Here is a 22,001-nt window from a genome sequence, read left to right as displayed (position 1 = left end):
GGCACTGACGTGCGTTCCTACCAGCCCGACAGACCGAGCTGCTGAGCCTGCTTCCTCGTGTCGTTGTCGTACTGGGTCGCACCCGTCTTCGCGTTGGTGATGCCGGAGCCGACCTGGACGCTGATCTGGTCGAGGCTCGGGCCCTTCACCGGGGACAGGAACTCCAGTGCCGGGCTCTGGGCGCCCTTCGTGAAGTAGGCGGCGACGTCCTTGGTGATCGTCGGCACGTCCGTCGGCAGGGTGCAGCCCTTGACCAGGTACGGTCCGGTCGGCGTCGACGCCTTGGCCTGGGCCGTGCACCCGGCCGGGCTCGCGGCGAACGCCAGGAGCTTCTTGACCGCGGCGAGCTTGCCTCCCGTGGTGGTCTTCGGGACGTAGAGGGCGTTCGGGAACCACGCCGTCAGGCCGTTGGTGGCGGCGTCGTCACCCGGCAGTGCGAAGAAGCCGATGTCGTTGAGCTGGTCCGGGTTGCTGGTCTTGATCCCGCTGATGACGGTGGAGAGCATCGGGTACTGGGCGCCCTTGCCGGTGGCCAGCATCTGCAGGCCCTTGACCAGGGTGGCCGACGCGAAGTCGGGGTTCTGCAGCTTCAGGTCGTGGATCTGCTGCAGGTGCTGGAAGCCCTTGAACGCGTTCGGGTCCGTCGCGTACTTCGCCTTGTTGGCGGTGTAGTCCTTGACGAAGCCCGGCTCCGCGGCGGACACGTTGTGGAAGTCGCCCAGGACCAGCAGCTGGGAGGTCCAGGTGTCCTGGTACGTCTGGATGACCGGGGTGACGCCGTCGGCCTTGATCTTCTCGCTGTTGGCGATGAACTCCGCCCAGGTCCTGGGCACGCTCAGGCCGAGCCTGTCGTAGACCTTCCTGTTGTAGAGGACGCCGCCACCGAGAGCGGAGCCCAACGGGACGCCGTAGGTCTGGCCACCGACCGTGACCTGCGGAACGAAGGACTCGTCGAGGTTTTTGACGTACGGGTCCTGCGTGATCGGCGTCAGCGTCTTCGTCGGGTCGATCTGCTGGAACAGGGATCCCACGTTGTAGACGAAGAGGTCCGCCATGCTGTCCGTCTGCAGCCGCGTCTTGATGAGGTTGTCACCCTCTGTCCCGCCGGGACGCGTCTCCACGCTCACCTTGGTCTTCGGGTTTTTCGCCTCGAAGGCCTTGGCCAGTTGCTGGGCGGACTGGAGGTTGTCGGGCGCGTTGTCGACGAGCAGCTTGATCGACGTCGCGTCCCCCTCCTCGCCGGACGAGCCGAGAGAACCGGCGCTGCAGGCGCTGAGCACGAGCGGCAGAACGGCGGCCACGGCCACCACGGCCCTTCTCCTGGTGAGAGTGCTTGACCTCATGGATGTTCCTTCGTTCGAGCGTCGGTGAATCGTTTCAGTGTGAATGTGGTCAGGCAGGTGGCGAGGAGCGGCTCGGCTCGCTGCCGGATCGGTTGTCCTCCGTCGCGGCCGTTCACCGGCACCGGGCGCGGTGCACTGCGATGTGGCTGGCGGCTCGGCCTGCCGCGCCAGGCCTTTCGTGTAACGTGCCACAAAGGGAATGCCCCACAGATTGAAGCGAACCGCCCGGAGCCGTCAAGCCATCTGCGAGTAACGTTCCGGAAACGTCGACGTGGGGCGGAGCGGCGCGGGACAACGGAGGTGGGGACCCTCATGGGATCAACGGGCGGCGCGAAGAGAGTGACCATCGCCGATGTCGCGCGCAGTGCGGGCGTGTCGACCTCCGCGGTGTCGAAGGTGCTGACCAACGCCTACGGGGTGAGCCCCGCCATGCGTGAGCGGGTGCGGGGCGCGATGGCCGAACTGGGCTACCGTCCGCATGCCGCCGCCCGCGGCATGCGGGGCCGTACCTACACGATCGGCATTCTGCTCGCGAGCATCCGCAACGCCTTCTACGCCGACCTCCTGGAGGGGGTCGACGCGTTGCTGCGGGACAGTGAGTACGCGGTGTTCATCGGCTCCAGCGGCTCCGCCGAGATGGACGACCAGACGAAGCTCATCCATGCCATGGTGGACCGGCAGATGGACGGCCTGATCCTGGTCGCGCCCGCCGTGGCCCGATCGGAGGTGGTGCGGATCGCTGCCGATGTGCCGACGGTGGTGCTCGGTCACCACGACCCGTCGACGGCGTACGACTGCGTGGTCAACCAGGACGGTCTGGGCGTGGACCTGGTGGTGGACCACCTGGTCGGGCTGGGGCACCGGGACATCGCCCATCTGTCGCATCCGACGGTACGCGGGACCCAGTGGCGGCAGCGGCCGGAACATCATGTCCGGGCCGCCTACGGCGATGCGATGGCCCGGCACGGTCTGGCCGGTCTGGCCCGGGTGGTGAACTCGGGGTACTCCGACGAGGGCGGCTACCGCGGCGCCATGGAACTGCTCACCTCCGCGCGCCCGCCCACGGCGATCTTCGCCGGCGCCGACGTCGCCGCGACGGGTGTCTTCCGGGCCGCCGTCGAACTCGGCCTGCGCATTCCCGAGGATCTCTCGCTCGCCGGATACAACAACACCTCCGTGGCCGCCCTCGCCCCGGTGAGCCTGACCAGCGTGGACCAGGCCGGCGCCATGATGGGCGAGACGGCCGCCCGGCTCCTGCTGGAGCGGATCGAGAACCGCCGCGACCGCGCCGTCGTCATCGCGTCGACCCCGCACCTCGTGGTGCGGGGCAGTACCGCGCCGGCGCGCCTCTGAGCGGAGCGAACACGCGGATTTCTCTTCCGTCTCCTCTTGACGCCCAGACCTCCACGAATCATGGTTGAGTCGTTTTAAGTGTGGAACGTTCCACAACTCGGGAAGAGTGCGGAAGGGTACGGGCGTGACCCTGGAGCAGGCCCCGGCGCCCCGCCTTCCCCGGCGGGTGCGCACGGACGACTCCAGGCGGCGGCAGACGGTGACGAGGTGGTGGAGCTGGACGGCGCGACCGTTGCGGACCGCCGCGCACGGCACACACCTCTGGACGCCCGGGGATCCCCGCCTGTCGGCCTCGGGACGGAACCCCGACACGACAGATGACCGCAGGGTCTGTCCTCCGCACCGCCACAGCTGTGACGCTCGCCCCCGTGCTGAGCTGCCTGGTGCTGCCGGCGTTCGCGCCGGCCGTTATGACGCCGCGGATCCCTGGACCGCCAAGGGGGCCTGGGCGCCCTTCATCACGGCGAACCAATGGGTGGCCTTCCGCAGGTCGTTCACCCTGGCCGCCAAGCCGGGCAGTGCCGTGAGGTGGATCGCGGCCGACGCCGAGCAATGGCTGCGGGTGAACGGGATGCCTCCGGGGACCCGGCCCCCACGCGTCCATGGGCGGGAGACCACTCCTTGTCGGCTCATGCCCCGGCCGGCCGCGTTCCTGCTGCCGTTCTCGTTGTCTGAAGTGCCCCTGAACGTTGGCTCGTTGATGCTCTCAAGCACCGCCTTCGGCGACGCTTCGCCGAACGTCGCCACGATCTGGGTCCAAGTCGCCCTCGGTGAGCTGCGTTCTGTCGCCGCGGTTGGCCCGATGGGCACAGCGCCGGTGCTCTCCCGTCTCAGCGCAGGCGTGGGTCCACATGGAACTTCGGCCCAGGACCCGCGCCCGCCGGGCGGTCACCCGCGAGGACGGCTCCGACCTGGTCCAGGCCCACCGTCGCGGCGACGAGCGGTCGCGGATCCACCGAACCCTCGGCGTACGCCCGGATGGTGGCGTTGAGACCGGGGGAGGCGGACAGGACTCCGACCGCGGTGACGTCCTTGAGGACCAGGGTGCGGGTGTCGATCCGGCTCGGTGCGCCGGCCAGACCGATGTAGACGACATGGCCCGCCGGTTCGACCAAGTCCAGGGCCAGATCAGGGAGATGCACCGCGTTCGAGGCGTCGACGACAGCGTCGTACGGCAGAACCGGGACGGAGTCCTCCCGCCAGGCGTGCTCGAAGCCCAGCTCACGGGCGAAGGCGAGCGAGCCTTCGGTGGCGCCCATCAGGTGGACCTCCGCACCGGCGGCACGCGCGAACATCGCGACCAGGAGGCCGATCGTCCCCGGACCCAGAACCAACACCCGGTCCCCGGGGTGCAGTTCGGCCGCTCGGGCGGCGCGCAGGGCGTTGCCCCCGGGCTCGACGAGCGCGCCCAGCACCGCGTCGACGGAGTCGGGCAGGACGTGCAACGAGGAGACCGGTACCGCGAGCTGCTCGGCCAGGGCGCCGGCCCTCTCCCCGCGGATCCCGACCTCCTGCCGCTTCTCGCACACGTGCTGCTGGCCACGCAGGCAACGCCGGCAGGAGCCGCAGCCGAGCATCGTGTCGCCCATGACCCGGCGGCCGATCCACCCGGCGTCGACACCGTCACCGACCGCCGCCACGCGCCCCGACCACTCGTGGCCCAGACGCATCGGATACGCGGAGTGGCCCTGGTGGAGATAGGCCATCGCGCCGGTGTGGAACTCCATGTCGGTGCCGCACACGCCGACCCGCTCGACGTCGACGACGGCCTCGCCGGGGGCTGCCACCGGGACGGGGACCTCCTGGACCTCGTACTTCCCGGGAGCCGTCAGGACGAACGCGCGCATGAGACGGCGGGCGGTCACCGTGGGCCGAGCACGTGCTGGCGCTGGCTGCCGAGGCGGGTGATGCCCAGCTCCATCACGTCACCGGGCCGCAGCCACACGGGCGGCGTGAAGCCCATGCCCACGCCGGGCGGAGTGCCGGTGTTGATCAGGTCGCCGGGTTCCAGGACGAGGAACTGGCTCAGGTGGTGCACGATGAAGTACGGGTCGAAGACCATGGTCCTGGTGTTGCCGTTCTGGCGGCGGACACTGTTGACGTCGAGCCACATGTCGAGCGCGAGGACGTCGTCGATCTCGTCGGTGGTGGCCAGCCAGGGGCCCGCCGGGTTGAACGTCTCGGCGGACTTGCCCTTCGTCCACTGCCCGCCACGCTCCAACTGGAAGGCGCGCTCGCTCACGTCGTTGACGACCACGTACCCGGCGATGGCGTCGCGCGCCTCCTCGACCGAGTCGAGGTAGCTGGTACGGCGGCCGATCACGATGCCGAGCTCCACCTCCCAGTCGGTCCTGGTGGACCCGCGCGGGATACGTACGTCGTCGTTCGGGCCGACGAGGGTGTTGGGCGACTTGGTGAACAGAATCGGCTCGTCCGGCACGGCCATCCCGCTCTCGGCCGCGTGGTCACGGTAGTTGAGCCCGATGCACAGGATCTGGTGCGGGCGGGCGATCGGTGCGCCGATCCGCTCTCCGGCGAAGCGGGACACCTGACCGGCGGCCGTCCGCTCGGCCACCACGGGGCGGATCCGGTCGAGGCCGCCCGACCCGAAGAACGCCTCGTCGAAGTCCGTGACGGCGTCGGAGAGGTCGACGTACGTCTCGTCGTCGACGCGGGCGACAGGCTTTTCGGCGCCTGCGGCACCGATGCGCATGAGGAACACGGGTCAGTCTCCAGTTCGAACGGCAGAGTGGTGCTGGTGCGGGCCGAGGTACTCGCGAGGGCTCATCGGCGGGTCATGGACGGGTCCGGCCCAGCGGGCCGAGCAACTCGCGCATCTCGCCGACCGCGTCGACCAGGGTGCGCAGCGGCGTCCGGTACGTGAGCGCGCTGACGCTCACGGCGCCCGAGGGAGTGGTCGGCGAGGTCGCGTACACGGGCAGGGCGAGGCAGTTGACGCCGGACTCGTTCTCCTGGTCGTCCACTGCGTAACCCCGGTCGAGGGTGGCCCGCAGGTCGCGGTACAGGGTGGCGGCCGTGCACAGGGTCCGGTGTGAGCGCCGTTCCAGGGGCGAGTCGCCGATCCACGCCTCGACCGCCGCCACGGTGTCCAGCTGGTGGGCGAGCAGCGTCTTTCCGACGCCGGTGGCGTGGGCGGGGTTTCGGCCGCCCACCGTCGACGTCAGCCGGACGGCGCCCGTGGGCGGGTCGACCTTGGCGCGGTAGACGACCTCCCGGCCGTCGAGGACCGCGTAGTGCGCGGTCTCGCCGAACCGGTCGGCCAGAGCCTCCAGTACGGGACGTACCCGGACGTGCTCGGGGCGGTCCTGGTGGTGCGCGAAGGCCATGCGCAGGAACTCGTCACCGAGAACGTACCGACTGCGGGCGTCCTGGTCGGCCAGCCCGGCCCGGCGTAGGGCACCCAACGCCCGGTGCACGGTCGGCTTGGGGCTGCCGATCACCCGGGTCAGCTCCTCAAGGCCCACGCCGTCGGGATACCGGGCCAGCTCCTTGAGGACGGCGAGCACCCGGTCGGATCCCACGAGACGCACGGCGTCACCCTCGCCTCCGGCGGCTTCCTCGCTCACAGGGGCTGACGGGCCCTTGGCGATCTGTCTATGCTCCATGAGGTTCCGAAGGGTAGACCACTATACCGATTATCGGAAAGGGTGACGGTGACGCTTCGCAGTGCACAGTGGTACGAGGGGCAGGGGCGCAACGCCTACATCCACCGGGCCTGGATGCGCCGGGGCGCACCGGACGACGCCTTCACCGGCCGGCCGCAGATCGCCATCGCGAACACCGCCTCGGACCTGACCCCCTGCAACGCGCATCTGAACGAGGTGGCGGCCTCGGTCCGCAACGGTGTGTACGAGGCCGGGGGCATCCCCCTGGACCTGCCGGTGGTGTCGCTGGGCGAGACCCAGGTGCGGCCCACCGCCATGCTCTGGCGGAACATGGCGGCGATGGCCACGGAGGAGATGCTGCGGGCCAACCCGATCGACGGTGTCGTGCTGCTGGGCGGCTGCGACAAGACGATCCCCTCGCTGCTCATGGCCGCCGCCTCGGTGGACCTGCCCGCGGTTGTCGTCCCCGGCGGGCCGATGCTGACCGGAACCTTCCGGGGGACGCCGCTGGGCTGTGGCACCGACGTGTGGCGGCTGTCGGAGGAGGTGCGGGCGGGCACGCTCTCCGAGGAGCAGTTCACCCGCTCCGAGTCGGCGATGATCCGCAGCCGCGGGCACTGCAACACCATGGGCACCGCCTCGACGATGGCCCTGGTGGCCGAAGCCCTGGGCACGATCGTGCCAGGGGTGGCCGGCATCCCGGCGCCCGACAGCCGCCTGCTGGAAGCCGCCCACGGCACCGGCAGGCTGGCGGTGGACATGGTCGCCGCCGACCGCAGGCCGGGCACCTTCCTGACCAAGGCGTCCTTCCACAACGCGATCGTCGCCCTGGCCGCCATCGGCGGCTCGACCAATGCCGTCGTGCACCTGCTGGCGATCGCCGGACGCCTGGACATCCCCCTGACGCTCGACGACTTCGACCGGATCGGCTCCCGCGTCCCGGTCCTGGTGGACCTCCAGCCGGCAGGCCGCTTCCTCATGGAGGACTTCCACCGCGCCGGAGGCCTGTCCGCCGTCCTGCGCGAGGTGCGCGACCTGCTCGATCCCGACGCGCTCACCGTCACCGGAGAGCCCCTGGTGAACCATCTGGACGACGCGCCCATCTGGGATGCGGAGGTCATCCGTACCCGCGAAGAACCCCTGGTCGCGGAGGGAGGTATCGCCGTCCTGCGCGGCAACCTGGCCCCTGACGGAGCGCTCGTCAAACCGGCGGCGGCCTCCCCGCACCTCCTGCGCCACCGGGGCCGCGCAGTCGTCTTCGACTCGATCGAGGACTTCCACGCCCGCATCGACGACCCGGACCTCGACGTGGACGCCGACTCCGTGCTCGTCCTGCGCGGCTGCGGCCCCAAGGGCTACCCGGGCATGCCCGAGGTGTCCAACATGCCGCTGCCGAAGAAGCTGCTGGAACAGGGCGTCCGTGACATGGTCCGGGTCTGCGACGGCCGGATGAGCGGCACCGCCTACGGCACCGTCGTCCTGCACGTGGCCCCCGAGGCAGCGGCCGGCGGCCCGCTCGCCCTCGTCCGTACCGGCGACGTCATCGACCTGGACGTTGCGGCCCGACGCCTCGACGTCGACGTACCCGCCGTCGAACTCGCCCGCAGGACCCCCAACGAGGCCACCGTCACCGGCTTCGCCAACCCCCGGCGCGGCTGGGAACGCCTGTACGTCGACCACGTCCAGCAGGCGGACACGGGCGCCGACCTGGACTTCCTCATCGGCTCCAGCGGCTCCGAGGTGAGCCGTGAGTCACACTGACGCGAACGCGCGGAGGGACGGTACGACCGTCGGGTCGGCTCTGGTCGCCGGGGCGCCGTGGGCTCGCGCGCCCACCACCGAACGGCTCACGACCGACGGGCTGAAGGCGTGAAGGTGACGACGCTCGACCTCGCCCCCGACGGCGCCGACATCCGCGCGGACGCCCCGGACGAGGCGGCGCTGCGCCCAGTCGCCGCAGCGGTCGACCCATGGACATCCTGGTCCATCGACGCGGCCGGCATCGTCGGACCGGACGGACCGCGCACCGGGCCGAGCCCTGAGGAAAGGAAGGGCGTCACGTCCTCGATGTGACGCCCTGGGCACCGTGAACACCATGCGGACCCGGTTCTGCCGCCCGCAGGGGTCGCCGAACCGGTCGCCTTCCCGGCTTCCGGCCAGCGGCGGACACGGCACCTGCAGACGGTCCGGGCAACGGCTTGTGCGGGCGGGGAAAAGTCGTCACACTGGTACCGAACGAATGGTCGGTTGGGGAGCGGGTATCGATGACGACGACACACTCCGCCGCCTCGGACACGGGCGGTGCCGGGCATGCCCCCGAGGCGCTGCTTCAGGAGCACTTCGAGGCGACGATCGCGCGGGACCACCGGATCGAGCCGCGCGACTGGATGCCCGAGGGCTACCGCAAGACGCTGGTCCGGCAGATCGCCCAGCACGCGCACTCGGAGATCATCGGCATGCAGCCGGAGGGCGAGTGGATCACGCGCGCGCCCTCGCTGCGCCGCAAGGCCATCCTCTTCGCGAAGGTCCAGGACGAGGCAGGGCACGGGCTGTATCTGTACTCGGCAGCCGAGACGCTGGGCGCCGACCGCGCTGACCTCACCGAGCGGCTCATCGAGGGTCGGCAGAAGTACTCGTCGATCTTCAACTACCCGACGCTGAGCTTCGCCGACGTCGGTGTGATCGGCTGGTTCGTGGACGGCGCCGCGATCTGCAACCAGGTGCCCCTGTGCCGGAGTTCGTACGGACCGTACGCGCGCGCGATGGTGCGCATCTGCAAGGAGGAGTCCTTCCACCAACGGCAGGGGTACGAGCTGCTGATGACGATGACGCGCGGTACGGAGGAACAGCGCGCCATGGTCCAGGACGCCGTCGACCGCTGGTGGTGGCCCTCCCTGATGATGTTCGGCCCGCCCGACGACGCCTCGCCCAACTCCGCGCAGTCCATGGCCTGGAAGATCAAGCGGCACACCAACGACGAACTGCGCCAGCGCTTCGTCGACATGACCGTCCCGCAGGCGGAAAAGCTCGGCGTGACCCTGCCCGACCCGGAACTGCGCTGGAACGAGGAGCGCGGTCACCACGACTTCGGCACCCCGGACTGGGACGAGCTGATGCGTGTCATCAAGGGCGGCGGGCCCTGCAACACCGAACGGGTCGCACGGCGCCGGACCGCACACGAGGAGGGCGCCTGGGTGCGTGAGGCGGCCACCGCGCACGCCGCCAAGCGGCGCGCACGGACCGCGAAGGAGGCAGTGGCATGAGCAACGAGATGTCCAACGAGTGGCCGCTGTACGAGGTGTTCGTGCGCGGCAAGCGTGGGCTGAACCACGTCCACGTGGGCTCTTTGCACGCGGCGGACGATCGGATGGCGCTCACCCACGCGCGTGACCTGTACACGCGGCGCAACGAAGGCGTGAGCATCTGGGTGGTGCGCTCCGAGCACATCGCCGCCTCCTCGCGCGACGAGAAGGACCCCTTCTTCGCGCCGAGTGCCGACAAGGTCTACCGCCACCCGACCTTCTACGACATCCCCGACGACGTCCCCCACATATAGCCGAGGAGCGGAGCAGCAGACATGAGCGGCAGTGACACCGCCCACGACGACGACCACGTCTATCTCTCCCTCGCCGAAGGGCACGACGACGGCAGCGACGCCCGCTGGGCCTTCGGCACGGGGTTCGAGGACCCCTTGTACGGCGTCGACACCACCGTGCCCGAGGGCGTCGACGCCGGCGAGGTGGCCGCGACCTGCGTCGAACTCGCCGACGACGCGCTGGTGTCGGCCCAGCGGCTGGCCCAGTGGTGCACCCGGGCGCCCGAGCTGGAGGAGGAGGTCGCGCTCGCCAACATCGGCCTCGACCTGCTCGGCCAGGCCCGACTGCTGTACGCGCGCGCGGGCCAGGTCGACGGCACCGGACGCGACGAGGACGCGTACGCCTACTTCCGGGACGCCGGTGACTTCCGCAACGTACGCCTGGCCGAACTGCCCATCGGGGACTTCGCGTTCTCGATCGTGCGGCTGCTGGTGCTGTCCAGCTGGCGGCTCGCGCACTTCGAACGGCTCGCCGCCCACCACGATCCGGTGCTCGCCGCGATCGCCGCGAAGGGCGTCAAGGAGTTGACCTACCACCGGCAGTACGCGGCCGAATGGGCCGTCCGGCTCGGCGACGGCACCGACGAGTCGCACCGCCGGATGCGCTCGGCACTGGACCAAGTCACCCCGTACATCGGCGAGTTGTTCACGGTGTACGACGTCGAGGGCGACGTCGTCGAGGTGTTGCGGCAGGTCACCGAAGCCGCCGGGCTGCCCATGCCGCAGATTCCGGCGGCGCACGGAGCCGGGCGCGATGGACAGCACACCGAGCATCTCGCTCCGCTGCTCGCCGAGTTGCAGAGCGTGGCCCGCGCCCACCCGGAGGCGACATGGTGACCGCGACGGGGAGCAGGACCGAGGACGTCCGGCGCGCCCGGAGCATCGCCGAGCGCGTTCCCGACCCCGAGCTGCCCATGCTGACCCTGGCCGACCTCGGCGTCCTGCGCGGCGTGGAGATGACCGGCGACGGGACGGTGGTGGCGAGCCTGACCCCCACCTACTCCGGTTGCCCGGCGATGGCCGAGATGCGCGCCGCAGTCGACGCCCGGCTGCGCGCCGCGGGGTACCCGCGCGTGGAGATCCGTACGGTCCTCGATCCGCCCTGGACCAGCGACTGGATCACCCCGGAGGGCCGCCGCAGGCTCACCGAGCACGGCATCGCCCCGCCCGGCGCCGCACCGCACGGCCCGGTCGCCCTCTCACTGCTGCCCACCCGGCGCACCGTGCCCTGCCCCCGCTGCGGCTCGGCGGACACCGAGGAGACCTCCCGGTTCGCCGCCACGTCCTGCAAGGCCCTGTGGCGCTGCCACGCCTGCCGCGAGCCGTTCGAGTACGTCAAGGAGATCTGATGGCCGCGACCGTCTCCCCGACCACCGCCCCGGCAGCCACGCCGACCCCTGTACGCCGCCGCCCGGTCTTCCACGCCCTGAAGGTCGCCGACGTACGACGACTGTGCGCGGACGCCGTCGCCGTCGGCTTCGAGGTGCCGGCGGACCTGGCCGCCGAGTACGCCTTCGCGCCGGGGCAGTCGCTCACCCTGCGCCGGGAGTTCGAGGGGCACGAGGAGCGGCGCTCCTACTCGATCTGCGCCCCGGCCGGCGAAAGACCCCGCATCGGCGTACGGGTGGTGCCCGGCGGCCTGTTCTCGTCCTGGCTGGTCGACGAGGTGCGCCCGGGTGACGTGGTCGACGTGATGACCCCGACCGGCGCCTTCACCCCCGACCTGACCGCGCCCGGCCGGCACGTCCTGATCGCCGCGGGCTCCGGCATCACCCCGCTGATGTCGATCGCCGAGTCCGTCCTGGCCGCCGACGACCGCTCACAGGTCACCCTCCTGTACGGCAACAGGCGTACGGACACCGTGATGTTCGCCGACGAACTGGCGGACCTGAAGGATCTGTACCCAGCGCGCTTCCAGCTGGGGCACGTACTGTCGCGGGAGCCGCGCGAGGCCGACCTGCTGTCGGGGCGGCTGGACGCCGAACGGCTCGCCGCGCTCCTCGCGGGCCTCGTCGACGTCCCGGGCACCGACCACTGGTGGCTGTGCGGACCGCACGGCATGGTCCGCGACGCCCAGCACCTGCTGGCGCAGCTGGGTGTGCCCGCGGACCGGGTCCACCAGGAACTCTTCTACGCCGACGACCAGCCGGTCCGCCAGGTCCAGCACACGGACGCGGTGGCCGCGGGCCCGGTGAGCCGGGTCACGGTCACCCTCGACGGCCGCTCCACCACGACCGCGCTGCCCCGGGAGACGACCGTCCTGGACGGGGCCGCGCGCACCCGCCCGGACCTGCCGTTCGCCTGCAAGGGCGGTGTCTGCGGCACCTGCCGGGCGCTGGTCACCTCGGGCGAGGTGGACATGCGCCGCAACTACGCCCTCGAACCCGCGGAGGTCGCCGCGGGGTACGTGCTGACCTGCCAGTCGTTCCCGGTCTCGGAGACATTGACGGTCGACTACGACAGTTGAATCAAAGGGTTTGGCGGGCCGCGCTTCGGCAACTCGACCGACGTGACCCCTACAACTACGCAACAGGAACTCTTCCGGTTCTTGGAGGACCGCTTCGTCTGTGCCCAGGCGTGCACCGAGTGCGCGCGGGCGTGCGCACTGCGCGCGAGTCTCGCGGACCCGGACGGGCCCGCCGCCGAGGCCCTCGCGCGCCGCAAGGGCATTCTGTGCGCGGAGGTGTGCGACGCGACGTGCCGCCTGCTCTCCGAACAGGTGGACCTGGACGAGGCCGCCCTCCGAGTGCAACTGGAGTGGTGCAGCACGGTCTGCCTGGAAACCGCCCAGGTCTTCGACGAATACCCCGGTGGCGAGGACGCGGCGAAGGCATGCCGTGAGTGCGCACAGGCGTGCACGGACTTCGCGTGGACGCTGGAGGCGCCGGACTCCGGCCGCGGCGGCGGGTGAGACACGACGTTCCGTGAACCCGAGGGTTCACGGACACGCCGCCCCACTACTCGGTGTGCGGTGCCCCCGCCGGCTCCTCGTGCGGCGCGCCGAGCCGCCCGCCCACCCGCACGTTCCAGTGTCCCGCCCGGCCGCTCAACTCCGTTGCCGTCAACGGCGGAACGTCGATCCGCCAGAACGCCGACTCGGGCGCCCCCAGCACCCGTACCGTCACCGCGCGTACGATCTCCGGCTCGACGACCGCGACGGACCGGCCCGTGACCTGTGCCGCCGTGTCGTCCAGCCAGTGGGCGACACGGTCGCAGAGCGCGCGGACCGACTCACCGCCGTGCGGGGCCGATTGGGGGTCGGTGAGCCACTGGGTCAGCGCCTCCGGTTCCTTCTCCGTCACCTCGGTCAGGGTCGCGCCGCGCCAGCGGCCCGCGTCCAGGCCGGCCGGGCCCGGCTGCGCACCGACGTCCAGGCCCAGCGCCTGAGCCGTCTCACGGCACCGTGCGGTGGGGGAGACCCAGACCCGGGAGACCGGTGGGATCGATCCCGCCGCCGACCGCGCGAGCCGCAGACCCGAGGCGTCCAGAGGGCAGTCGTCGTCGAAGCGGGCCTCCCGCAGGGCCGCACTGATCGCCGGTGAGATCAACATCACTCGGCTCGTCATCGGGTCGTTCCCGTACTCATTCTGCCCCAATGTCGTTGTCATGTACGGCACTTGAAGCGGCGTACGGCGCACCGGCGCACCGTACGCCGTCCCGCGCGCCCTTGGCCGCACCCCCGCTTCGCGGTACCTTCTCGTCGATATTGACGACGGTTCGACGGAAGCCGGTGGGAATCCGGCACGGTCGCGCCACTGTAAGCCCCGTACGCACCCGCCCGGTGCGGCCCGGGGGCAAGTCAGACCCGTGACTGTCGTCCTCTGCACCACCGATACGGGACGCGAGTTCCCCCAGGAGGTCCTGCCATGGCACAGTCCGCACTCCAGTCGACCGCTGCACCCACCGCCGTACCCGAGAAGCTGCCGATCGGGGCGATCGCTCCCTGGGCGGTCTTCTTCGGCGTGCTGATGCTGGTGCTGCTCTACTTCGTCGGCGCCGAACAGGGCGCCACCTCCCTGGTCTCCGGCGAGGGCGTGCACGAATGGGTGCACGACGCCCGTCACCTGCTCGGCTTCCCCTGCCACTGACGAGGGCAGGGAAACGTACGAGCTCATGAACTCCACCACTGTCAGAAACCTCCTGGTACGCGGCATGCTCGCGGGCCTGGTCGCGGGCGCGCTCGTCTGGGTCGTCGCGTACCTCCTCGCCGAGCCGCTCGTCGACGAAGCGATCGCGTTCGAGGAGACGCAAGAGGCCCACGGGCACGCCGAACAGGATCTGGTCTCCCGCGCGTTGCAGTCCACCGTCGGTCTGGGGACCGGGGTCCTCGTCTACGGCGTCGCGTTCGGCGGTATCGCCGCCCTCGCGTACTGCTTCGCGCTCGGCCGGATCGGCCGCTTCGGGCCGCGCGCGACCGCGCTGCTCCTCGCGGGGGCCGGACTGCTCGCCGTGTACGTCGTGCCGTTCCTCAAGTACCCGGCCAACCCGCCCGCCGTCGGGGACCCGGACACCCTCAACCAGCGCACCGCGCTGTTCTTCCTGATGGTCGCGCTGAGTGTGCTGCTCGCCGTCGGCGCGGTGATCCTGGGCAAGCGCCTCGCCCCGCGCCTGGGCAACTGGAACGCGACCCTCGCCGCGATCGCCTCCTTCGTCCTGGTCGTGGGACTCGCGTACGCGTTCCTGCCGTCGTTCACCAACGAGGTCCCGGAGGGTTTCTCCGCGAGCCTGCTGTGGCGGTACCGGGTGGCCACGCTCGCCATCCAGGCGACGATGTGGACCGCCTTCGGCCTGGTCTTCGGACTGCTGGCGGAACGGCTGCTGGCTCCGAGGACGGCAGCGGCCGTCGGGGCGAGTGGTGCCGAGTCGCAGGCGACTCCCGTGACGCACTGAGCGGTTCGCCTATCTGCCCCGAGGGGGTCCCGGACGTCCGGGACCCCCTCGGGGCATGTGCGCACGGGTACACGCACCGCCATTCCCAATTTCTGGAACACGTTCTACCGTGTGCGCCGACAGGTCCGGCCTTGGGGAGCCAGCAGGAGGCGCCGTGCATCTCGAATACACGCCCGAGCAGCAGCAGCTGCGCACCGAACTGCGCGCCTACTTCGCCGAGTTGGTGCCGGACCGGGCCTACTCGCGCTTCAACGACCATGTCGCCCAGAAGCGCTTCTACCGCGAGACCATCCGCCGTCTGGGCACCGACGGCTGGCTCGGTGTCGGCTGGCCGCGGGAGTACGGGGGGCGCGGGCTGTCCCCGATGGAACAGTTCATCTTCTTCGACGAGGCCGCCCAGGCGGGCGTACCGCTGCCGCTGATGGCGCTCAACACCGTCGGCCCGACGATCATGCGCTACGGGAGCGAGGAGCAGAAGGCGTACTTCCTGCCGAAGATCCTCGCCGGCGAGATCGACTTCGCGATCGGCTACAGCGAGCCGGACGCGGGCACCGACCTGGCCGCCCTGAAAACGCGCGCGGTACGGGACGGCGACGAGGCCACCGGCCACTACACAGTCAACGGCCAGAAGATCTGGACGACGAACGGTGACACGGCGGACTGGGTGTGGCTGGCCGTACGCACGGACCCGGACGCCCCGCCGCACAAGGGCATCACCATGCTCCTCATGCCGACCACCGACCCCGGCTACTCCTGCACCCTCATCCGTACCCTCGCCTCGCACGACACCACCGCCAGTTACTACGAGAACGTCCGCGTCCCCGTCGCCCACCGCGTGGGCGAGGAGAACCAGGGCTGGCGGCTGATCACCAACCAGCTCAACCACGAGCGCGTCACCCTCGCCGCCCACGGCACGATGGCCATCCGCTCCCTGCACGACGTACAGCGCTGGGCGATGGAGACCAAACTCGCCGACGGCCGCCGCGTCGTCGACCTGCCGTGGGTGCGCCGCCGTCTGGCCCAGATCCACACCAAGCTCGACGCGATGAAACTCCTCAACTGGCAGATGGTGAACGCCGTCCAGGAAGGCACCCTCACCCCCCAGGACGCCTCCGCGGTCAAGGTGTACGGCTCCGAGGCCCGCCGCGAGGCCTACGCCTGGCTCCTGGAGATCGTCGCCGCCCCGGGCGCGCTGAAGGAGGGCTCGGCCGGCGAGATACTCCACGGCGAACTGGAACGCGGCTACCGCTCAGCGGTGATCTTCACCTTCGGGGGCGGCAACAACGAGATCCAGCGGGAGATCATCTCGTGGATCGGGCTGGGGATGCCGAGGGTGCGGCGTTAGGAGCCGTGACCGGGCTCGGTAGTTGGCACCAGGCCACGTTCACGACCTGCACTGATGCCAAGTAGCTTCAGTGGCCGGAGCCGCAGAATCAGCGAAATAGTTGGCACTTTGGTATAGCGCAGGTCATGAGGGGTGTGTCGCCATAGCGGGGCCAGAGATCTTCCGCGACGACAGCTTTGATAGGAACGCGGCAGCCACATTGCCGTGTTCCTGCGAGGCGAGAAGCTGTGCTGGACAGCAAGCCGTACCGCTCGCGCCAGTATGCGCAGGTTCGTGGACACCAGCCGTCGGGAATGGTCGAGCAACCGGCGTTGAACGCATCGCCGCCTACGTCGCCGCGCTTCTTGAGCGGTGGTGCGACATCACCGAGCATGCGGGAGAGACCTTGCCCTGGTCGAGCGATCCTCTGATCGGCAATGCAAGTGGCCCGGTCACCTACTTGGGATGAGCTGGAGCATGGCCGAGGAAGCGTCGACCTACGCGGCAGACCTAGTTTGGCTGCGCGAGCATCCGGGCGTCGAGGTCGTGTGTCGTGACGGCTCCGTCACATCCCTGGCGAGCGCGAAGAAGCGCTCGACGCGGGCGCGGTTGCTGGGGAAGTCGTCCTTCAGGGCGTCCACGGCGCGATACAGGTCGTACTCCTGGACGAACCACAGTGAGTCAGCGACGCCCAGCTTCTCGAACAGCCCGCGCAGCGTGTACGGCTGGACTTCCAAGCCGACTCCGGACAGCTGGTGCAGCGCCGTCTCGAACTCGAAGCGGTCTCCTCGAAAGGAGGTGGCACAGCCGCCGGGGACGTTGTGGCGCTCCGACAGGAGGTTACGCGGTCCCAGTGTTGGAGGGTGGCGGCGGTCAGTCCGGCGTTGCCCCGCGCCGATGACCACCGCGTCGAAGTCCGTCGTGGTGGTTACTGTTCGGCGGCCTCTCGGGCGATCTGCTCGAACTGGGCGCCCATGGCCTCGCCGAGTGCCTGGGCGGCGGAGAGCGGGCGCACCATCACCGTGAACTCGTCGATCTTCCCGTCGTCGTCGAAGTGCAGGAAGTCGCATCCCTGGAGCTGCTTGCCGGCGACGGTGGCGGTGAAGACGAAGGCGTGATCGCGGCCGTCGGAATTGGCGATCTCACGGATGTAGGTGAAGTCCTCGAAGACCCGGAGCACGCCGCGCAGGATCGCGGCGGTGATGGCCTTGCCCGGGTACGGCTTGAAGGTGACGGGGCTGGTGAAGACGACGTCGTCGGCCAGCAGAGCGGCCACGGCGTCCAGGTCGCCGCTCTCGACGGCCTTGCGGAAGGGATGCATGAGCCCACCTCAGATACTCCGAAATATGAATAGTCGGGTTGGAGAATAGAGGGCCCGTTGGGGCCTGTCTATGGGAAAGGGGTAACCATTAGTCACCTAGTTGATTAATCTGCTAACGTGCATCCATGGCTTTGCGGAACGCGGTGATGGCCGCGCTGTTGGAGGGCGAGGCGTCCGGGTACGACCTCGCGAAGGCGTTCGACGCGACGGTCGCCAACTTCTGGATGTCGACGCCTCAGCAGCTCTACCGGGAGCTGGATCGCATGGAGGCCGAAGGACTCGTCAAGGCCCGCGTCGTCGAGCAGAAGCGCCGCCCCAACAAGCGACTGTTCTCCTTGACGGAGGCCGGGCGGAAGGCCGTCCACGCCTACACCGCCGAGCCCTTGGGCAAACCGGCGGTGATCCGGGACGAGTTGCTTGTCAAGGTGCAGTGCCTGGACGCGGGTGACATGGAAGCGGTCCGGACCGCCGTCACCGAGCGCATGGAGTGGGCCACCGCCAAGCTGGCCCGCTACGAGCGGCTCCGGCAGCGCCTGCTCGACGGGCGCTCCGAGGAGGCGTACTTCGCCGAGGCCGAGCGCATCGGCCCGTATCTCACCCTGCTGCGCGGGATGTCGTTCGAGCGGGAGAACCTCCGGTGGGGGGACATGGCGCTGCGCAGGCTCGAACAGCGCACGGCCGCGCTCCGGGCCGACGGCTGACTGCGGCGGCCCCACCCGCGCAGTTAGTCACCAAAGTGAGGAGCTGGACGGTCGTGAACAGCCCGGCCTCACAGGGGTCGTCGGTCAGTGTCCGAGCGAGGACCGGCTGCGGTTCCTTGTCGGCGGGATCGCGATGCAGTCGCTTGCGGTCGTAGAACCGGGTCACGCCGAAGCCGTAGAGGCACGCGACCGCGAGTCCCAAGCCCAGGATCACCCAGCCTCGGGGCAGTCCGGCCTCGCCCTGGGCGTCGTAGTAGAGGATGGAGCGGACGACGCCGGTGATCTGACGCAGGGGCTGGAACTCGCCGAGGGTGCGGTGGAAGCCCGGGAGTGCCTGGAGGGGGACCGTGGCGCCGGACGTCGGTACCACTACGGCGATGTAGAAGATCGTGATGAACAGCCATCCCCGGCATGAGCGTGCTGCTGAGGGCCAGGTCTGTACCCGGGTCGCCCGCAGTAGCGGGCTGTGGATCCGCAGCGTGCCCATGTCGCTGCGGGTGTGGCCGAGGGCGTGGTCCACCTGGCCGCTGATGACGTTGGCGGCTCGCATGCCGCGGACGACGAGGACGAGCGAGTAGGAGAAGGCACTCAGACCCAGGCCGCTGTGGGAGAGCGGAGGCCCGTCACTACGCGAAGGGATGGATGTCACTCATCTCCAGCTCTCGTCCGGTGAAGAGCAGTTCAGCACGAGGAGCCGCCGGTGTCGTCGCAATCCGGAGCATCACACCGATGGGGAGGTGTCCCCAGCGGACGCGGCCACCGGAAGCAGCGCCGGCCGCTTGGCCTGGCGGCCGTCGCCGGAGGAGCGGCCACGCAGGCGGCGGCCGACCCAAGGGCCGAGGAAGGTGCCGGCCCAGCGCACTTCGGCACCCACGGTCCTCCGGACCGAGATGTCTGTCCCCTCGGCCGGAAGGGGAAGGGTCCACGTGTCGTCGCTGCCCGGCAGACCGAGCGCCTGGGCCACGGCAGCCGCGATGCGCGCGTGTCCCAGCGGACCGGCGTGCAGCCGGTCAGCACTCCACAACCGTGGATCGGTCGCCGCCGCGTGCGCGGCCGTCTCCGCCACCACCACGCCGTGGCGGTCGGCGGCCTCCCGGATGCGCGCGTTGAGTGCGAGAACACGGTGACCGATCGGGCGGGCCAAGGGCGTGATACGCCCGACATCGGGAAACATGAGGGTCGCGACGGTGGCGCCCTGCGCTGTGAGGGCGGCGAACATCGCCTCAACGTGGCCGGCCACCTCGTCGAGGTCGCAGCCCGGGCGCAACGCATCGTTGACCCCAGCCACCACGGTGGCGAGGTCGGGCCGCATCGCGAGAGCCGGAGCCAGCTGCTCGGCGCGCACCTGACCGGCCTTGCGGCCGCGCACCGCGAGGTTGGCGTAGAGCAGGCCGGGACTGTGGCGGGTGACCTGCTCGGCGAGCCGGTCCGCCCAGCCCCGAAGACCACAGATGTCGTCGCCGTCCCCGAGCCCCTCGGTATGGCTGTCGCCCAGGGCGACATAGCGCAGATACCCACTGCTCGACACGGGGCCGACCGCCTCTCGTCAACGCTTGCTGATAGACGTGGCACACGGCCATCGCTAAACAACTAGGCACTTAGTCGCATTGTTGATTAGGAGGATAGCCGCGGGCTCACCTTCCTGCAATGTGACGCCGCTCAGGCAGGTGCTGAGGCCGTCGAGAGCGGTCCACCGCCTTGGTCCCGCGCCGACCTCACCGCCCCTTCCCTCTTCAGACCTGAGCACCGACCACGGTCTGCGCCGGCAACTGAGCGCCTGGGTCTTCAACGGCATGCACACCGAGGACGCGGTCGGCTTCACCACCGCCCGCCGTTTCGCGCCGAACCGCCCGTACCGGGTCACCTTGAACGGTGGCGTCCACGGCCCGGGCGACAACGCCTACTCTGCCTCGACGAGCCCATGCCGCTGATCAACGCGCCACAGGCTTCTTCACCTACGCGGCGGACCGAGAGGATGGCCGCGGCCACCCCGAGGATCGCGGTGAGCAGAGGCAGTCCGGCTGCGATCAGCGAGCCGAAGGTGATCATCAGGACGATGGCGGCGACCCCGACGCCGATCAGCTCGGCCACCTTGCTCGTCGCCTCGTTCTTGACGGCGTTGCCGCCCAGGCTCACCTTCACGCCGGCCTTCTCGCCCTGGGCCACGACCTCGGACTGGACGGTGTGGGCCGCGCCGCTGACGTCGGTCTGAGCGACCTCGTAGGACACCTGGGCGTAGGCGATGGTGCCGGATTCGCTGACCAGGCCGCTGGCGAAGGGACGGAGACGCCCGACACCTGCGGCGACTTCTCCAGCTTCGCCACCAGGGACTCGACCGCGGCCTTGTTGGCGGAGGTGAGCCTCTGCCCGCTGGGCGCCTCGAACACCACGCGCGCGGTGGCGCCGTCGGCGGCAGCCTGCGGAAACTCCTCCTGCAGCAGGTCGATCGCCCGCTGCGACTGCGTGTCCGGAACGCTCAGGGCCCCGGAGGACGTGCCGGGCGCACTCATGGCGCCGACGCCGATGGCGGCCAGGACGGCGACCCACAGCATCACGACGATGCGTCGTCGCCGGAACGCCAGTCGGCCGAGCCGATAGAGGAAGGTGGCCACGGAGTTACTCCCACCAGGAGAAGAGATCATTGGTGAGCTGGGCCCGACTGACCCGCGATCTCAACCTAGGAGCGGTACCGGGTGACCGTCCGGTACCGCGGAACCGAATCAGGCGGAGCCTGTTGGTACCGCTGTACCAATCCCTGTCCTCCTCAGTGCCCGTCGGCCGGCGACGCACTCTGCAAGGCGACGCCCCCGCCGGTGTCGCCGCACCCGAACCCGGGACGGGCGGCTGAACCCATGGCCGGTACCATCACGGCCCGTTGAGGGAATGACCCGGAGATGCCGGGGAAGGATGCGGGGTGACGTCGTGGCGAAGGCGTGCCCTTTCAGGCAGCCCGACAAGGGAGGCGTCGAGTGGACGGCAAAGACGCAGGTGACCCGGGACTGTTCGGCCCCCGGTCCGTGACGTGGCAGCTGCACAGCGACCCCATGATGTGGGTCGCCGGAGTCCGCGCGCTCTACCTTCAGGCGCTGCATCCGCGTGCGGTGCGCGGGGTCGTACAGAACTCGGACTTCCGCAACGAAGCCTGGGGCCGGCTCATGCGCACCGCGAGCTTCGTGGCCACGACGACCTACGGGACCGAGGACGCCGCCGAGAAGGCGGGCGCCCGGGTCCGGAAGATCCACCGCATGCTGTCCGCCGTCGACCCGGACACCGGGGAGCGGTACGGTGTCGACGAACCCGAGCTGCTGCTGTGGGTGCACTGCGCCGAGATCGACTCCTACGTGCACATCCTGCGCCGCTCCGGATACCCGATCACCGACGCCCACGCCGACCGGTACATCCGCGAACACCTGGTCAGCGCCCGCCTGGTGGGCCTCGACCCCGACGCCGTACCGGCCGACCAGGCCGAGATGCGCGAGTACTTCGAGAAGGTCCGGCCCGAACTGGCCGTCGGGGCCGACGCGCGCGAAGTGGACGACTTCCTTCGCCGTCCACCGACGAATCCGCTGCTCGTCCCGGCGCGTGAGCTGCTGTGGCGGCGCGTGTCGCGGCTGGCGTACGCCTCTCTGCCGCCGCACGCCCACGAGTTGTACGGCAGAGCCGCAGCCGAACCGGCCACTGTCACCCGGCAGTTGCGTGCCACCGGCACCGTGCTCCGCTGCGTTCCCGCACGTCTTCGCTGGCAACTCCCGCGCAGACAAGTGCTGCAGGCCATGTCACGGCTCGGCCCCGGCTCGCGGCCCGCGCCGTACAAACTCGGAGGATAGCTCGCCATACTGGACGGGCCA

General features: G+C 70.0%; 24 protein-coding genes, 1 pseudogene and 1 riboswitch. Of the genes and pseudogenes, 15 read left to right on the top strand and 10 right to left on the bottom strand.

What is annotated here, in order from left to right; all coding sequences use genetic code 11:
• Positions 1–17 precede the first annotated feature (17 nt).
• Positions 18–1,343: an ABC transporter substrate-binding protein gene (locus tag IEY89_RS18035; protein ID WP_189148447.1), complete on the bottom strand. Its 1,326-nt coding sequence runs from the start codon at positions 1,341–1,343 to the stop codon at positions 18–20.
• A gap of 312 nt (positions 1,344–1,655) precedes the next feature.
• Between IEY89_RS18035 and IEY89_RS18030 the strand changes: the two genes are divergently transcribed.
• A complete protein-coding gene (locus tag IEY89_RS18030; protein WP_189148446.1) occupies positions 1,656–2,696 on the top strand; it encodes a LacI family DNA-binding transcriptional regulator in 1,041 nt (346 codons plus the stop codon).
• Between the two features lie 830 nt (positions 2,697–3,526).
• Here the strand turns inward: IEY89_RS18030 and IEY89_RS18025 are convergent.
• The 3 genes from IEY89_RS18025 to IEY89_RS18015 form a co-directional block, all read right to left on the bottom strand.
• A complete protein-coding gene (locus IEY89_RS18025; protein WP_189148445.1) occupies positions 3,527–4,543 on the bottom strand; it encodes a zinc-dependent alcohol dehydrogenase in 1,017 nt (338 codons plus the stop codon).
• A gap of 14 nt (positions 4,544–4,557) precedes the next feature.
• Positions 4,558–5,418, bottom strand: a complete 861-nt coding sequence (locus tag IEY89_RS18020) for a fumarylacetoacetate hydrolase family protein (protein ID WP_189148444.1) — start codon at positions 5,416–5,418, stop codon at positions 4,558–4,560.
• Positions 5,419–5,491: 73 nt separating this feature from the next.
• The gene (locus IEY89_RS18015) at positions 5,492–6,322 is read right to left on the bottom strand and encodes an IclR family transcriptional regulator (RefSeq protein WP_229695295.1); all 831 of its coding nucleotides are present in this window, start codon (positions 6,320–6,322) and stop codon (positions 5,492–5,494) included.
• Positions 6,323–6,370: 48 nt separating this feature from the next.
• On the opposite strand from IEY89_RS18015, the gene IEY89_RS18010 reads away from it, so the two are divergent.
• The 9 genes from IEY89_RS18010 (at position 6,371) to IEY89_RS17975 (ending at position 12,828) form a co-directional block, all read left to right on the top strand.
• Complete coding sequence (locus IEY89_RS18010) at positions 6,371–8,083, top strand: IlvD/Edd family dehydratase (RefSeq protein ID WP_189148443.1); 1,713 nt, start codon at positions 6,371–6,373, stop codon at positions 8,081–8,083.
• Complete coding sequence (locus IEY89_RS41495) at positions 8,070–8,195, top strand: hypothetical protein (protein WP_268240738.1); 126 nt, start codon at positions 8,070–8,072, stop codon at positions 8,193–8,195. Before IEY89_RS18010 ends, IEY89_RS41495 begins: the two co-directional genes overlap by 14 nt.
• 2 nt (positions 8,196–8,197) lie before the next feature.
• Entirely contained in the window at positions 8,198–8,395 is a 198-nt protein-coding gene (locus IEY89_RS18005) for a hypothetical protein (protein WP_189148442.1), read from the top strand.
• Between the two features lie 191 nt (positions 8,396–8,586).
• On the top strand, positions 8,587–9,585 hold the full coding sequence (gene paaA, locus IEY89_RS18000) for a 1,2-phenylacetyl-CoA epoxidase subunit PaaA (RefSeq protein ID WP_189148441.1): 999 nt from the start codon (positions 8,587–8,589) through the stop codon (positions 9,583–9,585).
• Between the two features lie 8 nt (positions 9,586–9,593).
• Positions 9,594–9,878: a 1,2-phenylacetyl-CoA epoxidase subunit PaaB gene (paaB, locus tag IEY89_RS17995; RefSeq protein ID WP_373287260.1), complete on the top strand. Its 285-nt coding sequence runs from the start codon at positions 9,594–9,596 to the stop codon at positions 9,876–9,878.
• A 21-nt stretch (positions 9,879–9,899) separates the two neighbouring features.
• The gene (paaC, locus tag IEY89_RS17990; protein WP_189148439.1) at positions 9,900–10,754 is read left to right on the top strand and encodes a 1,2-phenylacetyl-CoA epoxidase subunit PaaC; all 855 of its coding nucleotides are present in this window, start codon (positions 9,900–9,902) and stop codon (positions 10,752–10,754) included.
• Entirely contained in the window at positions 10,748–11,266 is a 519-nt protein-coding gene (gene paaD, locus IEY89_RS17985) for a 1,2-phenylacetyl-CoA epoxidase subunit PaaD (RefSeq protein ID WP_189148438.1), read from the top strand. The genes paaC and paaD overlap by 7 nt, the downstream gene beginning before the upstream one ends.
• Complete coding sequence (gene paaE, locus IEY89_RS17980; protein WP_189148437.1) at positions 11,266–12,384, top strand: 1,2-phenylacetyl-CoA epoxidase subunit PaaE; 1,119 nt, start codon at positions 11,266–11,268, stop codon at positions 12,382–12,384. Before paaD ends, paaE begins: the two co-directional genes overlap by 1 nt.
• A gap of 42 nt (positions 12,385–12,426) precedes the next feature.
• The gene (locus IEY89_RS17975; protein WP_189148436.1) at positions 12,427–12,828 is read left to right on the top strand and encodes a four-helix bundle copper-binding protein; all 402 of its coding nucleotides are present in this window, start codon (positions 12,427–12,429) and stop codon (positions 12,826–12,828) included.
• 46 nt (positions 12,829–12,874) lie between these two features.
• Here IEY89_RS17975 and IEY89_RS17970 read toward each other — a convergent pair whose 3' ends face one another.
• Positions 12,875–13,483, bottom strand: a complete 609-nt coding sequence (locus tag IEY89_RS17970; protein ID WP_189148435.1) for a histidine phosphatase family protein — start codon at positions 13,481–13,483, stop codon at positions 12,875–12,877.
• Positions 13,484–13,614: 131 nt separating this feature from the next.
• Positions 13,615–13,746: riboswitch (cobalamin riboswitch) on the top strand.
• Positions 13,747–13,783: 37 nt separating this feature from the next.
• Here IEY89_RS17970 and IEY89_RS17965 point away from each other — a divergent pair.
• The 3 genes from IEY89_RS17965 (at position 13,784) to IEY89_RS17955 (ending at position 16,152) form a co-directional block, all read left to right on the top strand.
• A complete protein-coding gene (locus tag IEY89_RS17965; RefSeq protein WP_189148434.1) occupies positions 13,784–14,005 on the top strand; it encodes a CbtB domain-containing protein in 222 nt (73 codons plus the stop codon).
• Positions 14,006–14,030: 25 nt separating this feature from the next.
• Positions 14,031–14,807 carry a CbtA family protein gene (locus IEY89_RS17960; protein WP_189148433.1) on the top strand — a complete coding sequence of 259 codons (777 nt, stop codon included), beginning with the start codon at positions 14,031–14,033 and terminating at the stop codon, positions 14,805–14,807.
• Positions 14,808–14,961: 154 nt separating this feature from the next.
• Positions 14,962–16,152: an acyl-CoA dehydrogenase family protein gene (locus IEY89_RS17955; protein WP_189148432.1), complete on the top strand. Its 1,191-nt coding sequence runs from the start codon at positions 14,962–14,964 to the stop codon at positions 16,150–16,152.
• A 476-nt stretch (positions 16,153–16,628) separates the two neighbouring features.
• Here IEY89_RS17955 and IEY89_RS17950 read toward each other — a convergent pair whose 3' ends face one another.
• The gene (locus tag IEY89_RS17950) at positions 16,629–16,868 is read right to left on the bottom strand and encodes a hypothetical protein (RefSeq protein WP_189148431.1); all 240 of its coding nucleotides are present in this window, start codon (positions 16,866–16,868) and stop codon (positions 16,629–16,631) included.
• Positions 16,869–17,059: 191 nt separating this feature from the next.
• Positions 17,060–17,452: a nuclear transport factor 2 family protein gene (locus tag IEY89_RS17945; RefSeq protein ID WP_020269986.1), complete on the bottom strand. Its 393-nt coding sequence runs from the start codon at positions 17,450–17,452 to the stop codon at positions 17,060–17,062.
• A gap of 125 nt (positions 17,453–17,577) precedes the next feature.
• Between IEY89_RS17945 and IEY89_RS17940 the strand changes: the two genes are divergently transcribed.
• Positions 17,578–18,153, top strand: a complete 576-nt coding sequence (locus IEY89_RS17940; RefSeq protein WP_189148430.1) for a PadR family transcriptional regulator — start codon at positions 17,578–17,580, stop codon at positions 18,151–18,153.
• Here the strand turns inward: IEY89_RS17940 and IEY89_RS17935 are convergent.
• The 3 genes and pseudogenes from IEY89_RS17935 to IEY89_RS17925 form a co-directional block, all read right to left on the bottom strand.
• Positions 18,047–18,802 carry a DUF3533 domain-containing protein gene (locus tag IEY89_RS17935; protein WP_229695294.1) on the bottom strand — a complete coding sequence of 252 codons (756 nt, stop codon included), beginning with the start codon at positions 18,800–18,802 and terminating at the stop codon, positions 18,047–18,049. The genes IEY89_RS17940 and IEY89_RS17935 overlap by 107 nt on opposite strands.
• 72 nt (positions 18,803–18,874) lie before the next feature.
• Positions 18,875–19,681, bottom strand: a complete 807-nt coding sequence (locus IEY89_RS17930) for an SGNH/GDSL hydrolase family protein (protein ID WP_189148429.1) — start codon at positions 19,679–19,681, stop codon at positions 18,875–18,877.
• Positions 19,682–20,013: 332 nt separating this feature from the next.
• A pseudogene (locus tag IEY89_RS17925) lies at positions 20,014–20,663 on the bottom strand (MMPL family transporter).
• A 459-nt stretch (positions 20,664–21,122) separates the two neighbouring features.
• Here IEY89_RS17925 and IEY89_RS17920 point away from each other — a divergent pair.
• Positions 21,123–21,980: an oxygenase MpaB family protein gene (locus tag IEY89_RS17920; RefSeq protein ID WP_189148428.1), complete on the top strand. Its 858-nt coding sequence runs from the start codon at positions 21,123–21,125 to the stop codon at positions 21,978–21,980.
• The last annotated feature ends 21 nt before the right edge of the window (positions 21,981–22,001 follow it).

The sequence above is a fragment of the Streptomyces lacrimifluminis genome (assembly GCF_014646095.1).
GTDB classification, from domain to species: Bacteria; Actinomycetota; Actinomycetes; order Streptomycetales; family Streptomycetaceae; genus Streptomyces; species Streptomyces lacrimifluminis.
This window is presented reverse-complemented; position numbering and strand designations above follow the sequence as displayed.

Excerpts from the sequence above, each read along its gene's own strand:
- IEY89_RS18035 (WP_189148447.1), bottom strand. The coding sequence starts at position 1,343 with ATGAGGTCAAGCACTCTCACCAGGAGAAGGGCCGTGGTGGCCGTGGCC.
- IEY89_RS18030 (WP_189148446.1), top strand. The coding sequence starts at position 1,656 with ATGGGATCAACGGGCGGCGCGAAGAGAGTGACCATCGCCGATGTCGCG.
- IEY89_RS18025 (WP_189148445.1), bottom strand. The coding sequence starts at position 4,543 with ATGCGCGCGTTCGTCCTGACGGCTCCCGGGAAGTACGAGGTCCAGGAG.
- IEY89_RS18015 (WP_229695295.1), bottom strand. The coding sequence starts at position 6,322 with ATGGAGCATAGACAGATCGCCAAGGGCCCGTCAGCCCCTGTGAGCGAG.
- paaA (WP_189148441.1), top strand. The coding sequence starts at position 8,587 with ATGACGACGACACACTCCGCCGCCTCGGACACGGGCGGTGCCGGGCAT.
- paaB (WP_373287260.1), top strand. The coding sequence starts at position 9,594 with ATGTCCAACGAGTGGCCGCTGTACGAGGTGTTCGTGCGCGGCAAGCGT.
- paaC (WP_189148439.1), top strand. The coding sequence starts at position 9,900 with ATGAGCGGCAGTGACACCGCCCACGACGACGACCACGTCTATCTCTCC.
- paaD (WP_189148438.1), top strand. The coding sequence starts at position 10,748 with ATGGTGACCGCGACGGGGAGCAGGACCGAGGACGTCCGGCGCGCCCGG.
- paaE (WP_189148437.1), top strand. The coding sequence starts at position 11,266 with ATGGCCGCGACCGTCTCCCCGACCACCGCCCCGGCAGCCACGCCGACC.
- IEY89_RS17970 (WP_189148435.1), bottom strand. The coding sequence starts at position 13,483 with ATGACGAGCCGAGTGATGTTGATCTCACCGGCGATCAGTGCGGCCCTG.
- IEY89_RS17965 (WP_189148434.1), top strand. The coding sequence starts at position 13,784 with ATGGCACAGTCCGCACTCCAGTCGACCGCTGCACCCACCGCCGTACCC.
- IEY89_RS17960 (WP_189148433.1), top strand. The coding sequence starts at position 14,031 with ATGAACTCCACCACTGTCAGAAACCTCCTGGTACGCGGCATGCTCGCG.
- IEY89_RS17945 (WP_020269986.1), bottom strand. The coding sequence starts at position 17,452 with ATGCATCCCTTCCGCAAGGCCGTCGAGAGCGGCGACCTGGACGCCGTG.
- IEY89_RS17940 (WP_189148430.1), top strand. The coding sequence starts at position 17,578 with ATGGCTTTGCGGAACGCGGTGATGGCCGCGCTGTTGGAGGGCGAGGCG.